This window comes from Nonomuraea sp. NPDC050733 (assembly GCF_040654215.1).
Taxonomy (GTDB): domain Bacteria; phylum Actinomycetota; class Actinomycetes; order Streptosporangiales; family Streptosporangiaceae; genus Nonomuraea.
The window spans coordinates 68,970-83,207 of sequence record NZ_JBFAHO010000012.1 but is presented as its reverse complement, the minus strand read 5'-3'; the positions used below and the strand labels follow the sequence as shown (position 1 = coordinate 83,207).

The window sequence follows — 14,238 nt, the reverse complement described above, 5'->3', positions numbered from 1 at the left end:
TGACATGGCCGACATGGCGACCTCCGCCGTGACCACCCCCCTGCGCAGCGCGCTGCGCCGCTACGGCACCTCGTACCTGATGCTGCTGCCGTTCCTCGCGCTGTTCGCGGGCTTCCTCATCTGGCCGCTGGCCAACTCGCTGTTCCTGAGCTTCACCCGGTTCGACGGCATCAACCCGGCCGTGTTCACCGGCCTGGACAACTTCCGCCAGCTCGCGGAGGACGCCAGGTTCGGCCACGCGCTCGGCAACACGGCCCTGTACGTGGTGGCGTCGGTCGGCTTGGGCACGCTGCTGTCACTGGGCCTGGCGCTGGCCTTCAACGGCACGAGCTGGCCGCACCGGATCATGCGCACCCTGTTCTTCCTGCCCTCGGTCACCTCCTCCATCGCGCTCATGCTCCTGTGGAAGTGGGTGCTGTTCCCCAGCGACGTGGGCCTGGCCAACACGATCGTGGGCTGGTTCGGCGGCAAGGCCGTCGCCTGGCTGGCCACGCCGGGGCTGACCATCCCGGTCCTCGTGCTGATGTCGGTGTGGGGCGGCATGGGGTACGGCATGGTGCTGTACGTGGCGGGGCTCGGCTCGATCCCGGAGGAGTACTACGAGGCGGCCCGGATCGACGGCGCCTCGGCCTGGCAGCAGTTCCGCCGCATCACGCTGCCGCTGCTGCGCCCGGTCACCACGTACGTGGTGGTCACGGGGCTGATCGGGGCGTTCCAGGTGTTCGAGGCCGTGTACATCGTCTTTCGCGGCACCAACAACGTCGGCGGCGTGCTCGACTCCGGCCTGATGATCGTCCCCTACCTGTACGACCAGGGCTTCACCCACTTCAAGCTCGGCTACGCCTCGGCGATCGCCTGGGTGCTGTTCCTGATCATCTTCGTGCTGAGCCTCGTCAACCTGCGCCTGGGCCGCGCGATGAAGGAGCTGTGATGGCCGTCGCCCCGCTGGACACCATCGCCCCCGCCCGTCACACCCGGCAGCCGGAGCGGACCGGCGACCGGCGCACCCGCGTCAACAGGCACCTGCTGCGCCTGCCGTTCTACCTGCTGTCGCTGACGATGATCGCGCCGTTCTACTGGCTGGTCATCACCGTCTTCAAGCCTCCGGCGGAGCTGGCCAGGACACCGCCGTCGTTCGTGCCCGAGTCGCCCACGTTCCACAACTTCTACGACCCGGGGTGGTCGGCCCAGCAGATCAACCCGGGGCACCTGCAGGGCATCTTCCAGCGGTTCCAGGTGGACTTCGGGTTCTGGCGGTTCCTGTTCAACAGCCTGTTCATCACCAGCGCCATCACGGTGGGGTCGCTGCTGGTCTGCTCGCTGGCGGCGTACGTGATCGCCAAGCACGACATCAAGGGCCGGCGGGTGATCTTCTTGATGATCATCGCGTCGATGATGGTGCCGTGGCAGACCACGCTCATCCCCAACTACGTGATCATGCGGAACCTGGGCTGGCTGGACAGCTACGCCGCCTACATCGTGCCGGCGCTGGCCAAGGCGTTCGTGCTGTTCTTCCTCGTGCAGTTCCTCCAGTCGCTGCCGAACGAGCTGATCCAGGCGGCCCGGGTGGACGGCGCCGGGGAGTGGCGGATCTGGTGGACGATCGTGCTGCCGCTGCTGCGGCCGGCCCTGGCGGCCATGTCGATCTTCATCGTGCTGGCGGAGTGGAACAACTTCCTCTGGCCGCTGATCATCGTGCAGAGCGACGAGATGGCCAACCTGCCCGTGGCGCTGGCCAGGCTCAACTCCTACTTCGCCGGGCCCGACCACCAGGGCGCCATCATGGCGGGCGGGCTGCTGGCGTCGGTGCCGACGATCGTGTTCTTCCTCGTCTTCCAGAAGTACTTCACCCGGGGCATCGCGCTCAGCGGCCTCAAGGGCTGACCGCGCCCGCCCTGTGCGCCTGGAGCAGCTCCAGGAGGTCCCGGTCCACCTCGAACCCGTCCAGCCGCTCGAACCTGGCGCCCGGCCGGCGGTGCCCCACCACTCCGAACGGCCCCTCGAACTGCCAGAGCGCGTACCCCCACCCGAAGGACGCGAACACGCCGAGCACGTCGGCCAGCCAGCGCAGCGCGACGTCGTTCGGCGAGTACTCGTAGCAGCCGAACTCGCCCACGTGGACGGGCACGCCCCGGGCGGCGACCGCCAGCCAGGGGGCGTAGAAGTCGCGCAGGGCAGCCCGGTCCCAGTGCCGGCCGTCGTAGTCGCCCGGGTAGGCCGGCTCGGGAAGGTCGGGCGAGCCGGGCCACCACTCGGCCCGGTAGTGGCTGACGCTCATGGGCTGGTACCCGCGGGTGCTGTGGATCACGCCCAGATCGGCCAGCTCCGGCATGGCGAGGTGGCCGCCGCCGAGACCGTCGATCACGAGAGGGCGCTCCGGGTCGATCTTCCGGATCTCCGCCACGACGCGCCGGATGACCGCCTCGTGGGCGTCTCGGGTGAAGCCCCGCTCCCCCACCGAGGGCGGCTCGTTGACCAGGTCGAAGGAGAGCGCTTCGGCCGGCACCCCGAGGTGGCGCTGGGCGAAGCCGGTCCAGATGCCAGCGAACCCGTCCTGCGCCTCCTGGTCGGCCCAGAGGTTGTGGTGCTCGCTCTCCCAGCCGGTGATGACGTAACCGGGAGCGCGGTGCAGGTTGAGCGACAGGTGCAGGCCGCGCTCGCGGCAGGCCGCCAGGTAACCGTCCAGCACCTGGAGCACCCGCTCGTCGGGGTGGGTGTAGTCGAGGCCGCGGGTCCAGAACCGGTAGTCGCACGGCATCCGCACGAAGTCGAAGCCCCAGGAGGCGATGGCGTCGAGCACCCGCTCGTCCACCGGGGCCGGCTCGGCACCGGGCTCCTTCCAGAACATCCACTGCAGGTTGAACCCGTACCGCCTCATCCCGCCACCACCCCGTTCGCTTAACCGGTTCTGTCCACAATCCCAGCACGACATGTCCCGGTAGGCAACAGGTGTGCTGAACCGCTTCATCCAGGCACGGGGGCCCTGGCGGTCATGCGCCGCGCACGCGCGCCAGGATCGGACGACGACAAGGCGACGGTCCCGGCGTGACCTGCCGCCGGAAACGGCGAGGCCCGCCGTACCGCTCTCTTCGAGTGGTACGGCGGGCCGTCGAGGATGGTGCGCGGGTCAGCGGCCGTAGCGGCGCTCACCCGAGCGGAAGCCGTTGCCACGGCCCTCGGAGCGGAAGCCGCCCGAACGCGGACCGCGGTCGTCGGCACGGTAGCCCGCCGAGCGGTGGCCGTCACGGGGACGGTCCTCGGAGCGCACGCTGCGCTCACGGTCGGCCGAGAACGGCCGGCCACGGTCACCGGTGCGGGGGGCACGGTCGTCGGCTCGGTAGCCGCCGCCGCGCGGACCGCGCTCGTCAGAGCGGAAGGGACGGTCGTCGGAGCGGAAACCGCCGCCCCGGGGGCCACGGTCGGAGGCGCCGGCGGGCCGCTCGTCGGAGCGGAAGCCGCCGTCACGCGAGCCCTGACCGTCGCCGCGGTAGCCACCGCCGCGCGGACCGCGCTCGTCGGAGCGGAAGCCGCCGTCCCTGGGGCCGCGGTCGTCGGAACGGTAGGGGCGGTCGTCGGAGCGGAAGCCGCCGCCGCGCGGACCACGGTCGTCGCGGCGGAAGCCGCCGCCCCGCGGGCCACGGTCGTCGCCGAACGAGCGCGGGCCGGAGCCCTGCTCGCCGCCGGAGGCCGGAGCGCCGTCGTCGTGGCGGCGGGGCCGCCGGTCGCCGTCGAAGTCACGGCGCCCGCGACGGCCGCCGCCGCGACGGTCGCCGCCCTGCCCGCCGCCGTTGCCGTGCTCGCGGCGCGGCCGCAGCGGCTTGCGGACGTCGGGCTCCCACACGGGGATGGACTCGCCACTGGGGACACGGGCGCCCGTCACCTCGGCGACCCGCGGGTGGCCCGGGGTGGCCTTGAGGCGGAACGGCTGGATGCCGGCCCGGCGGGTGAGCTGGTCGGTGGAGCGGCGCTCGTTGGGCAGCACCAGCGTGACGACGGTGCCCTTCTCGCCCGCGCGGGCCGTGCGGCCGCCGCGGTGGAGGTAGCTCTTGTGGTCCTGCGGCGGGTCGACGTGCAGCACGAGGCTGATGTTGTCGACGTGGATGCCGCGGGCCGCGACGTCGGTGCAGACGAGCACGTTGACGGAGCCCTCGCGGAACTCGGCCAGGATGCGGGTGCGCTGGTTCTGGCGCTTGCCGCCGTGCAGGCCGCCCGCCTTGACGCCGACCCGGGCCAGCTGCTTGCACAGCCGGTCCACGCCGTGCTGGGTGCGGACGAAGATGATCGTGCGGCCCTCGCGGTTGGCGATCTCGGCGGTGACGTCGAACTTGTCGTCACGCGTGACCTGCATCACGTGGTGCTCCATGGTGTCGACCGGGGAGGTCGCGGGGGCCACGGAGTGCGTGATCGGGTCCTTGAGGAAGCGCCGCACGAGCTTGTCGACGTCGCCGTCGAGCGTGGCGGAGAACAGCAGCCGCTGCCCGCCGGCCGGGGTCTGCGCGAGCAGCTCGGTGACGACGGGGAAGAAGCCGAGGTCGCACATGTGGTCGGCCTCGTCGAGGACGCTCACCTCGATGTCGGACAGCGAGCACTCACCCTGGCGGATGAGGTCGCCGAGCCGGCCGGGCGTGGCGATGACGATGTCGACGCCGCGCCGCAGCGCCTCGATCTGCTTGCCCATGGACATGCCGCCGACGATGACCTTCATCCGCAGGCCGAGACCACGGCCGAGCGGCTCCAGCGCGTCGTGGACCTGGAGGGCCAGCTCGCGGGTGGGAACGAGGATCATCGCGCGCGGACGGCCCGGCGCGGGCCGGACGCCGGCCAGGCGGGCCATGGTGGGCAGGCCGAACGCGAGCGTCTTGCCGGAGCCGGTCTGGCCGCGGCCGAGGACGTCGGCGCCGGTGAGGACGTCGGGGATGGTCGCGGTCTGGATGGGGAAGGGGCTGTCGATGCCCTGGCGGGCCAGGCCGGTCACGAGCGGCTTGGGAAGACCCAGCAGCTCGAACTCGGAGATGCCCTGCTCGGGAGCGAGCGTGGGCACGCCCTGCTCGGGGGCGAGCTCGGGCAGGACAGCGTCAAGCATGGTCACGAACGTCGTGCCTTTCAGTCGAAGTGGCGCGTCACTTCTGCGAAAGGACGAGCCAGGACGTGCGGCTACGTGCCGCACTCATTGCGAGGCGCGGGTGATCGGCACCCGCTGGGGTGGGGACAGGCCCGGCCGGTGATCTCACCGGCACGCATCGGGGCCGTCTACGCGCACCCGCTTGCCGGCCGCAGGCGGCTAACGCACATGAAGGTGCGCCAGGTGCACGTGGTGCCAACGCGGGGAAGACATCGAGTATTCCCCGACCGGTCCGGCTCTCGGACCGCGGCACGGGCGCGGCCGGCACTGGGATGCCGGCCGTACTGCTCAAAACATGGTGCTCAGAACGTACTGCTGGAACTGATGCCGCTGACTGATGCTGAAGGTCAGGAGATCAGACGTTGAAGCCTAGCATACGCAGCTGCTCACGGCCCTCGTCGGTGATCTTGTCCGGGCCCCACGGCGGGAGCCAGACCCAGTTGATCTTCACATCGGAGACCATACCATCGAGCGCGGAGTGCGCCTGATCCTCGATCACATCCGTGAGCGGGCAGGCGGCACTGGTGAGCGTCATGTCGATGGTGGCCACGGGGCGGCCGTCCTCGGCGGGGTCGAGGTTGAGGCCGTAGATCAGGCCCAGGTCGACGACGTTGATGCCGAGCTCGGGGTCGACGACGTCCTTGAGCGCCTCCATGACCTCCTCGACGGTGGCCTCACCGTCGAACGCGGTCGGCGTCTCCACCGGCTTGCTCATCTGCTGGCACTCCTCACTACAGCGTCCTTGTAGGCCATCCACGACAGCAGCGCGCACTTGACCCTGGCCGGGAACTTCGCGACCCCGGCGAACGCCACAGCGTCGCCGAGGACGTCCTCGTCGGCCTCCACCTGGCCCCTGCCCTGCATGAGCCGGGTGAACTCGTCGACGACCGACAGGGTCTCCTCCACCGTGGAGCCGGCGGTCAGCTCGTGCAGGACCGACGCGGCGGCCTGGCTGATCGAGCAGCCCTGGCCGTCGTAGGAGACGTCCTCGATCCGGCCGGCGTCGCCGAGCTTCACCCGGAGCGTGATCTCGTCGCCGCACGTCGGGTTCACGTGGTGGACCTCGGCGTCGTACGGCTCACGCAGCCCCCGCCCCTGCGGGTGCTTGTAGTGCTCCAGGATCAGCTCCTGGTACATCGACTCGCCGATCATGGCTATGCGAACACTTTCTGGACGTGGTGGAGGCCGCGCACCAGGGCGTCGATCTCGCCCGTGGTGTTGTACAGGTAGAACGACGCCCGCGTGGTCGCCGGTATTCCGAACCTGAGGTGCAGCGGGCGGGCGCAGTGGTGGCCGACGCGCACGGCGACGCCGAAGCTGTCGTCGAGGATCTGCCCCACGTCGTGCGGGTGGATGCCCTCCAGCGTGAACGACAGGGTGGCGCCCCGCCGCTCCAGCGAGTCGGGCCCGATGAGCCGCAGCGTGGGCACCTCGCGCAGCGCGTCCAGCGCGTACGCCGTGAGCGTGCGCTCGTGCGCCTCGATGGCGTCCAGGCCGACGCCCTGGAGGTAGTCGACGGCCGCGCCGAGGCCGATGGCCTCGACGATCGGCGGGGTGCCGGCCTCGAACTTGTGCGGGATCGGCGCGTACGTCGAGTGGTCCATCCAGACCGCCTCGATCATCTCGCCGCCGCCCATGAACGGGGGCATGGCCTCCAGCAGCTCGCCGCGTCCCCACAGCACGCCGATGCCGGAGGGGCCGAGCATCTTGTGGCCGGTGAAGGCCACGAAGTCGACGCCCAGCTCGGCGACGTTCACGGGGTGGTGGGGCACGGACTGGGAGGCGTCGAGCATCACCAGGGCGCCCACCTCGCGGGCGCGCCGCAGCACGTCGGCGACCGGGTTGACGGTGCCGAGCACGTTGGACTGGTGGGCGATCGACACGATCTTCGTCCGCTCGGTGACCAGCTCGCCGAGGTTCGACAGGTCGAGCCGGCCCTCGTCGGTGACGCCGAACCACTTGAGCGTCGCGCCGGTGCGCTGCACGAGCATCTGCCACGGCACGATGTTGGAGTGGTGCTCCATCTCGGAGATGACGATCTCGTCGCCGGGGCCGAGCGCGAAGCGCGGGTCGGCGTCCTGGCCGGCGCCCTCGCCGCCCGGGGTCCACAGGTGGGGCCCGAAGGCGTGGGCGACCAGGTTGAGCGCCTCGGACGCGTTCTTGGTGAAGATCACCTCGTCGCGTGAGGGCGCGCCGATGAACGCGGCCACCTTGTCGCGCGCGCTCTCGTACGCCTCGGTCGACTCGGCGCCGAGCACGTGCATGGCGCGCCCGACGTTGCTGTAGTGCATCGCCAGGTGCTCGCGCACCGTCTCGACGACCGGCGTGGGCTTCTGCGATGAGTTGCCCGAGTCCAGGTAGACGAGCGGGCGCCCGCCGGGCAGCTCGCGGGAGAGGACCGGGAAGTCCTTCCTGATCCTCTCCACGTCGAAGCTGGTGGGATAAGTCATGCAGTCGCCTTCGTGTACTGCTCGTAGCCCTCGGCCTCGAGCTTGTCGGCCAGCTCCGGCCCACCCTCCTCGACGATCCGGCCGGCCGCGAAGACGTGGACGAAGTCCGGCTTCACGTAGCGCAGGATGCGGGTGTAGTGGGTGATGAGCAGCACGCCCGTCTCGCCGGAGGCGCGGAAGCGGTTGATGCCCTCCGACACCACGCGCAGCGCGTCGACGTCGAGGCCGGAGTCGGTCTCGTCGAGCACCGCGATCTTGGGCTTGAGCAGCTCGAGCTGGAGGATCTCGTGGCGCTTCTTCTCACCGCCGGAGAAGCCCTCGTTGAGGTTGCGCTGGGCGAAGGCCGCGTCGATGGACAGGGCGTCCATGCCGCCCTTGAGGTCCTTGGCGAACTCGCGCAGCTTGGGCGCCTCGCCGCGCACCGCGGTGACGGCCGAGCGCAGGAAGTTGGACACCGAGACGCCGGGGACCTCGACGGGGTACTGCATGGCGAGGAACAGGCCGGCGCGGGCGCGCTCGTCGACCGACAGCTCCAGCAGGTCGACGCCGTCGAGCAGCACCTGACCGCCGGTGATCGTGTACTTGGGGTGGCCGGCGATCGCGTAGGCCAGGGTCGACTTGCCGGAGCCGTTGGGGCCCATGATGGCGTGGGTCTCGCCGGAGCTCACGGTGAGGTTGACGCCGCGCAGGATCGCCTTGTCCTCGACGGCGACCTGGAGGTCACGGATCTCAAGGGTGGACATGTGTTTATGACTCCTTCGAGAGCGAGACGAGGACGTCGTCGCCGTCGATCTTGACTGTGTAGGTGTTCACGGGCCTGGTCGCGGGAGGGCCGGTGGGCTTGCCGGTCCGGACGTCGAAGCACGAGCCGTGCAGCCAGCACTCCAGCGTGCCGTCGTAGACCTCCCCCTCGCTGAGCTTGACCTCGGCGTGGGAGCAGATGTCGTGCAGGGCGAAGACCTCGTCGCCCTTGCGGACGAGCGCGACCGGGGTCTCGTCGACCTCGACGCCGATCACCCCGCCGTCGGGGATGTCGGTGACGCTGCACACCTTCTGGAAACTCATCGTGCGAGCTCCGCCTCCACCGCGCTCATGACGCGCTCGCGGATCTCGTCGATCTGGATGCGCTCGATGAGCTGGCCGAGGAAGCCCCGGATGACGAGGCGGCGCGCCTCGTCGAAGGGGATGCCGCGGGCCTGGAGGTAGAAGATGTGCTCGTCGTCGAGGCGGCCCGACGTCGAGGCGTGACCCGCGCCGGCGACCTCGCCGGTGAGGATCTCCAGGTTGGGCACCGAGTCGGCGCGGGCGCCGTCGGTGAGGATGAGGTTGCGGTTGAGCTCGTAGGTGTCGGTGCCCTCGGCCTCGACCCTGATGATCACGTCGCCGATCCAGACGGCGTGGGCGTTCTCGCCCTGCAGGGCGCCGCGGTAGTCGACGTTGCTCTTGCAGTTGGGCTGCGAGTGGTCGACCAGGAGGCGGTGCTCCAGGTGCTGGCCCGCGTCGGCGAAGTACACGCCGGACAGATCGGCGTCGCCGCCGGGGCCGGTGTAGGACACGCTGGGCGACAGCCGGACGAGGTCGCCGCCGAGCGTCACCACGAAGCTCTTGAACGTGGCGTCCTTGGCGAGCTGGGCGTGGTGGTGCGACACGTGGACCGCGTCGTTCTGCCAGTCCTGGAGGCTGACGACCTTGAGGGAGGCGCCGTCGCCGACGACGAACTCGATGTTGTCGGCGTAGACGGCGCTGCCCTGATGCTCGATGACGACGACGGCCTCGGCCAGCGGCTCCACGTTGATCACGATGTGGCCGTAGGAGGCGCCGTCGGTGCCGCCGCCGCGCAGCTCGATGCTGATGTGGTCGCTGGGCGTGGCCTCCTTAGGCACGGTGACGACCAGGGCCTTCTCGAAGGTGTTGTAGGCCTGGGCGCTGACCCGGTCGGCCGGTACGTAGGCCTTGCCGACGCGCGCGTCGTCGCGGCCGACCCACTCGGCGCTCACGCCGGCCGGCGTGTAGACCTGGGTGACGACCTGACCGCTGACCTGGGCCTTGCCGTTGTGCAGGCCCTTGAGGCGCGACAGCGGGGTGAAGCGCCAGGCCTCCTCGCGCCCGGTGGGCACGTCGAAGTCGGCCAGGTCGTACGACGCCCTCTCGTGCAGGGTCGACAGGGGCTTCTCGTTCAGGCCCATCAGCCGACGGCTCCTTCCATCTGCAGCTCGATCAGCCGGTTGAGCTCGAGCGCGTACTCCATCGGCAGCTCACGCGCGATCGGCTCGACGAAGCCGCGCACGATCATCGCCATGGCCTCGTCCTCGCCGAGCCCGCGGCTCATGAGGTAGAACAGCTGGTCCTCGCTGACCTTGGAGACCGTGGCCTCGTGCCCCATCGACACGTCGTCCTCGCGGACGTCGACGTAGGGGTAGGTGTCGGAGCGGCTGATCTGGTCGACGAGCAGCGCGTCGCACTTGACGGTGCTGGCGCTGCCGTGGGCGCCCTCCTCGATCTGCACGAGACCGCGGTAGGAGGTGCGGCCGCCGCCGCGCGCCACCGACTTGGAGATGACGCTGGAGCTGGTGTGGGGCGCCAGGTGCACCATCTTGGAGCCGGCGTCCTGGTGCTGGCCCTCGCCGGCGAACGCGACGCTCAGGGTCTCGCCCTTGGCGTGCTCGCCCATGAGGTAGACGGCCGGGTACTTCATCGTGACCTTGGAGCCGATGTTGCCGTCGATCCACTCCATGGTGGCGCCCTCGTAGGCGACGGCGCGCTTGGTCACCAGGTTGTAGACGTTGTTCGACCAGTTCTGGATGGTCGTGTAACGGCAGCGGGCGTTCTTCTTCACGATGATCTCGACGACCGCGGAGTGCAGCGAGTCGGACGAGTAGATCGGCGCGGTGCAGCCCTCGACGTAGTGGACGTAGGAGTTCTCGTCCACGATGATCAGGGTCCGCTCGAACTGGCCCATGTTCTCGGTGTTGATCCGGAAGTAGGCCTGGAGCGGGATCTCGACCTCGACGTTCGGCGGCACGTAGATGAACGAGCCACCGGACCACACGGAGGTGTTGAGAGCGGCGAACTTGTTGTCGCCGACCGGGATGACCGAGCCGAAGTACTCCTTGAAGAGCTCCTCGTGCTCCTTCAGGCCCGTGTCGGTGTCGACGAAGATGACGCCCTTCTCCTCGAGGTCCTCACGGATCTTGTGGTAGACGACCTCGGACTCGTACTGCGCTGCGACGCCGGCGATGAGGCGCTGCTTCTCCGCCTCGGGGATGCCCAGCTTGTCGTAGGTGTTCTTGATGTCCGCGGGCAGCTCGTCCCAGGAGGCGGCCTGCTTCTCCGTCGAGCGGACGAAGTACTTGATGTTGTCGAAGTCGATGCCGGTGAGGTCGGAACCCCAGGTGGGCAGCGGCTTCTTGTCGAACAGGCGGAGGCCCTTCAGGCGAAGGTCGAGCATCCACTCCGGCTCGTTCTTGAGCGCGGAGATGTTGCGCACGACTTCCTCGGACAGGCCGCGCTTGGCCGCCGCTCCGGCGGCATCCGGGTCGGCCCAGCCGAACTTGTAATTCCCGAGGCCTTCCAGCTCCGGGCGGTCGGTGACAGTCACCTTCCGGTCTCCTTGCTCTTGTCTCTATGTACGGGATCACCCAGCGATTGCGGGCTGACGTGCGTGGTGCAGACCCCGTCGCCGTGGGCGATCGTGGCCAGGCGCTGCACGGGGGTGCCGAGGAGTCGCGCGAACGCCTCCGTCTCGGCCTCGCAGAGCTGCGGGAACTCCGCCGCCACGTGCGCCACGGGGCAGTGGTGCTGGCAGAGCTGGTCACCGCCCGACTTGGCCTTGGTGGAGGAGGCGGCGTAGCCCTCCGCGGAGAGCGCCTGCGCCAGCACCTCGACGCGCCGCTCCGGGGGCACCGAGCTCATGACCGGCTCCAGCCGCCGCAGCAGGCCGGAGACCTGCGTGCGGGCGAAGTCGGTCACCGCTTCGCCCCCCATGCGCTCGGCCAGGAAGCGCAGGGCGCTCCCGGCCAGGTCGTCATAGGCGTGCTCGAAGGCACTGCGCCCCGCGTCGGTGATGGCGAACAGCTTGGCCGGTCGCCCCCGCCCGCGCTGGCCGCGTGGCCGTACCGTGCGAGGCTCTATCATCCCGTCGGACAGCAACGCGTCGAGATGGCGGCGGACGGCGGCCGGGGTCAGCCCGAGCCGTTCGCCCAGCGCGGCGGCCGCGACGGGACCGTGCTCCAGGATGAGCCGGGCCACGCGCGCACGCGTGCTGCGCTCGCTGCCTGGCTCGATCGTGGTGGGCACGTTTTTCACAACATCAGTGTGCCGTAATTCCTTCCCGTCCCACAAATGGATCCGGGGAATGGGTCAATGCAATTTCTCACTCAGGTAAGGCTTACCTAATGCCCTGGTCGGCGGCCTGGAGGGACTCCCGCGGCCGTCCCCGCAGCAGGGTGAAGACGAGGGCCGCGAGGACGAGCAGCGCCAGTATGACGGCGGCCATCGGCGTCGCCGAGCCGGACCCCACGAGACCCACCAGCGGGGCCGCCAGCGCGCCCAGCGCGAACTGGAGCACCCCGAGCAGGGCCGAGGCGCTGCCCGCGACCTGCGGCGGCTGCCCGGCCAGGGCGAGCGCGCCGGTGCCCGGGAGGACGAGGCCCTGCCCGCACATGATGACGAAGAGTCCCGCCACGATCCCGGCCAGCCCGAGCCCGGTGGCCGCGGCCGCCAGCAGCAGCGCGGCGCCCGTGACGGCGACGGCCAGGCCGGTGAAGACCAGCCGCGCCGGCGCCACCCGGCCCGCGAGCCGCCCGCCGACCTGCGCCATGAGGGTCAGTCCGAGCGCGTTGAGCCCGAAGATGAGGGAGTACTGCGAGGGCGTGGCGTGGTACACCTCCTGGATCACGAACGGCGACCCGGAGATGTAGGCGAACATCGCGGCGAACCCCAGCCCGGCCGTCAGGGCGGAGCCCATGAACGGGCGGTCGCCCAGCAGCCGGCCGAAGGTGCGCAGGGTGTTCCGCAGGCCGCCGCTCTCCCGGCTTCCCGCCGGCAGGGTCTCGCGCACCCCGAAGACCACGGCCAGCAGCAACACCACCCCGGCGACGCTGAGCGCGACGAACACGCCCCGCCACGAGGTGAACTCCAGCAGCTGGGCGCCGGCCACGGGCGCGAGGATCGGCGCGAGGCCGCTGACGAGCATGAGCGTGGCGAAGATGCGGGCGATCGCGGCGCCGTCGTACAGGTCGCGCACCACGGCGCGGACGATCACCAGGGCCGCGCCGCCGAGCACGCCCTGCAGCAGCCGCAGCCCGATGAGCACGGGCACGGACGGCGCGAACGCGCACAGCAGCGAGGACAGCGCGAACCCGGCGACCCCGACGAGCAGCGGCATCCTGCGCCCGCGCACGTCGCTCACGGGCCCGGCGACCACCTGGCCGGCCGAGACGCCGATGAGGCAGGCGGTCAGCGTGAGCTGGACCTGGGCGGGCGTGCTGAGCAGCTCGCCGGTGATGGCGGGCAGCGCGGGCAGGTACATGTCGATGGACAGCGGGCCGATGGCCGACAGCGCGCCGAGCACGAACAGGAGCAGGGCGGTGCCCCGCCTCGCCGGGCGGTCCTCCCCCTCGATCCCCGCCGGTCCGGATGCTGTCGACGACCCGGATACGGACGACCCGGATTCGGACGACCCGGATTCGGACGACGCTGATGCGTCCGATGCCGCCGGCGCCACGGACATACGTGTACCCCTCTCCCTCGCGGGCTGCGGCCCACGAGGGCCGAGGGAGTTGAACAGCGGTAAAGTCCTCCTAATTCCCGGTCATCTGTTTTTTACTGATTCTCGATGAGCTGGATCACCGACAGGGCCGCCCCCTGCGGGTCCGCGAGCATCCCGAACCGGCCCGGCGGAGAGTCCATGGAGTCCACGAGGATCTGCGCGCCGCCGCGCCGGGCCGCCTCGATGGTCGCGTCGAGGTCGGCGACCGCGAAGTAGACCATCCAGTGCGACGGCGTCTCCGGCGGGTACATGGGGCCCATCTCGATCATGCCGGCGACGCCCCGGTCGCCGGAGTGCCACTCGGTGTAGGTGACGCCGTCCATCTGCTGCGGCTGCGGGGTCCAGCCGAACACCGACCGGTAGAACCGCTCCGCCGCCCCGGGGTCGCGGGTGACCAGCTCGGCCCAGCAGAACGAGACCGGCTCGTTGACCAGCTCGGCGCCGTGGTGGCGGCCCGCCTGCCAGATCGACGCGTACGCGCCGTCCGGGCTCTGGAGGACCGCCATCCGGCCCTCCTCCATGACCTGCATCGGCCCGGCGACGACCGCCCCGCCGGCGTTCTTGACCCGGTCGACGGTCGCGTCGGCGTCCTCGACGGCGACATAGGTGTTCCAGTGGGGCGGCATGACCTCGCCGTGCAGGGGGCCCACGCCGGCGACCCGCTTGTCGCCGTGGAAGAACTGGCCGTAGCCCCCGGCCTCCGGGTCGCCGGCCATCTCGGCCCGCCAGCCGAAGACCTCGCCGTAGAAGCGCACCGACGCGACGACGTCGGGACTCGACAGATCCACCCAGCACGGGACACCCGGCTCGTAGGCGCTGCGCTCTGACATGGGAACCCTCCTTGCCGTCCTCGCCGGGCCGCCGTCGCCGTCAACGGCCGCCCGGCTCTCCCCCTC

The 14,238-nt window shown here is 70.4% G+C and carries 14 protein-coding genes; 2 read left to right on the top strand and 12 right to left on the bottom strand.

Annotated elements, in window-relative coordinates:
- Positions 1–4: 4 nt before the first annotated feature.
- Together AB0H64_RS21120 and AB0H64_RS21115 are read left to right on the top strand one after the other, a co-directional pair.
- Positions 5–931 (top strand): sugar ABC transporter permease, encoded by a 927-nt coding sequence (locus AB0H64_RS21120; RefSeq protein WP_357626848.1) that lies wholly within the window; start codon positions 5–7, stop codon positions 929–931.
- The gene (locus tag AB0H64_RS21115; RefSeq protein ID WP_357626845.1) at positions 931–1,884 is read left to right on the top strand and encodes a carbohydrate ABC transporter permease; all 954 of its coding nucleotides are present in this window, start codon (positions 931–933) and stop codon (positions 1,882–1,884) included. Before AB0H64_RS21120 ends, AB0H64_RS21115 begins: the two co-directional genes overlap by 1 nt.
- On the opposite strand, the gene AB0H64_RS21110 is transcribed toward AB0H64_RS21115, so the two are convergent.
- From AB0H64_RS21110 to AB0H64_RS21055, 12 genes are all read right to left on the bottom strand, one after another.
- A complete protein-coding gene (locus tag AB0H64_RS21110) occupies positions 1,874–2,878 on the bottom strand; it encodes a cellulase family glycosylhydrolase (protein WP_357626842.1) in 1,005 nt (334 codons plus the stop codon). The two genes, AB0H64_RS21115 and AB0H64_RS21110, sit on opposite strands and share 11 nt — an antisense overlap.
- A 249-nt stretch (positions 2,879–3,127) precedes the next feature.
- Positions 3,128–5,083 (bottom strand): DEAD/DEAH box helicase, encoded by a 1,956-nt coding sequence (locus tag AB0H64_RS21105; RefSeq protein WP_357626839.1) that lies wholly within the window; start codon positions 5,081–5,083, stop codon positions 3,128–3,130.
- 394 nt (positions 5,084–5,477) lie between these two features.
- Positions 5,478–5,837, bottom strand: coding sequence for a metal-sulfur cluster assembly factor (locus tag AB0H64_RS21100; RefSeq protein WP_357626837.1), 360 nt, complete (start codon positions 5,835–5,837; stop codon positions 5,478–5,480).
- Positions 5,834–6,274: a Fe-S cluster assembly sulfur transfer protein SufU gene (sufU, locus tag AB0H64_RS21095; RefSeq protein WP_357626834.1), complete on the bottom strand. Its 441-nt coding sequence runs from the start codon at positions 6,272–6,274 to the stop codon at positions 5,834–5,836. Before sufU ends, AB0H64_RS21100 begins: the two co-directional genes overlap by 4 nt.
- Before the next feature lie 2 nt (positions 6,275–6,276).
- On the bottom strand, positions 6,277–7,572 hold the full coding sequence (locus AB0H64_RS21090) for a cysteine desulfurase (protein ID WP_357626831.1): 1,296 nt from the start codon (positions 7,570–7,572) through the stop codon (positions 6,277–6,279).
- Complete coding sequence (gene sufC / locus AB0H64_RS21085) at positions 7,569–8,315, bottom strand: Fe-S cluster assembly ATPase SufC (RefSeq protein ID WP_357626828.1); 747 nt, start codon at positions 8,313–8,315, stop codon at positions 7,569–7,571. Before sufC ends, AB0H64_RS21090 begins: the two co-directional genes overlap by 4 nt.
- A gap of 4 nt (positions 8,316–8,319) precedes the next feature.
- Positions 8,320–8,637 (bottom strand): non-heme iron oxygenase ferredoxin subunit, encoded by a 318-nt coding sequence (locus AB0H64_RS21080; RefSeq protein WP_357626826.1) that lies wholly within the window; start codon positions 8,635–8,637, stop codon positions 8,320–8,322.
- Complete coding sequence (gene sufD / locus AB0H64_RS21075; RefSeq protein WP_357626823.1) at positions 8,634–9,758, bottom strand: Fe-S cluster assembly protein SufD; 1,125 nt, start codon at positions 9,756–9,758, stop codon at positions 8,634–8,636. Before sufD ends, AB0H64_RS21080 begins: the two co-directional genes overlap by 4 nt.
- A complete protein-coding gene (sufB, locus tag AB0H64_RS21070) occupies positions 9,758–11,170 on the bottom strand; it encodes a Fe-S cluster assembly protein SufB (protein ID WP_357626820.1) in 1,413 nt (470 codons plus the stop codon). The genes sufD and sufB overlap by 1 nt, the downstream gene beginning before the upstream one ends.
- A complete protein-coding gene (locus AB0H64_RS21065; RefSeq protein WP_357626817.1) occupies positions 11,167–11,877 on the bottom strand; it encodes a metalloregulator ArsR/SmtB family transcription factor in 711 nt (236 codons plus the stop codon). Before AB0H64_RS21065 ends, sufB begins: the two co-directional genes overlap by 4 nt.
- Positions 11,878–11,959: 82 nt before the next feature.
- Positions 11,960–13,156, bottom strand: coding sequence for a multidrug effflux MFS transporter (locus tag AB0H64_RS21060; protein WP_357627086.1), 1,197 nt, complete (start codon positions 13,154–13,156; stop codon positions 11,960–11,962).
- A 239-nt stretch (positions 13,157–13,395) separates the two neighbouring features.
- On the bottom strand, positions 13,396–14,172 hold the full coding sequence (locus AB0H64_RS21055) for a VOC family protein (protein WP_357626814.1): 777 nt from the start codon (positions 14,170–14,172) through the stop codon (positions 13,396–13,398).
- Between the last annotated feature and the right edge of the window lie 66 nt (positions 14,173–14,238).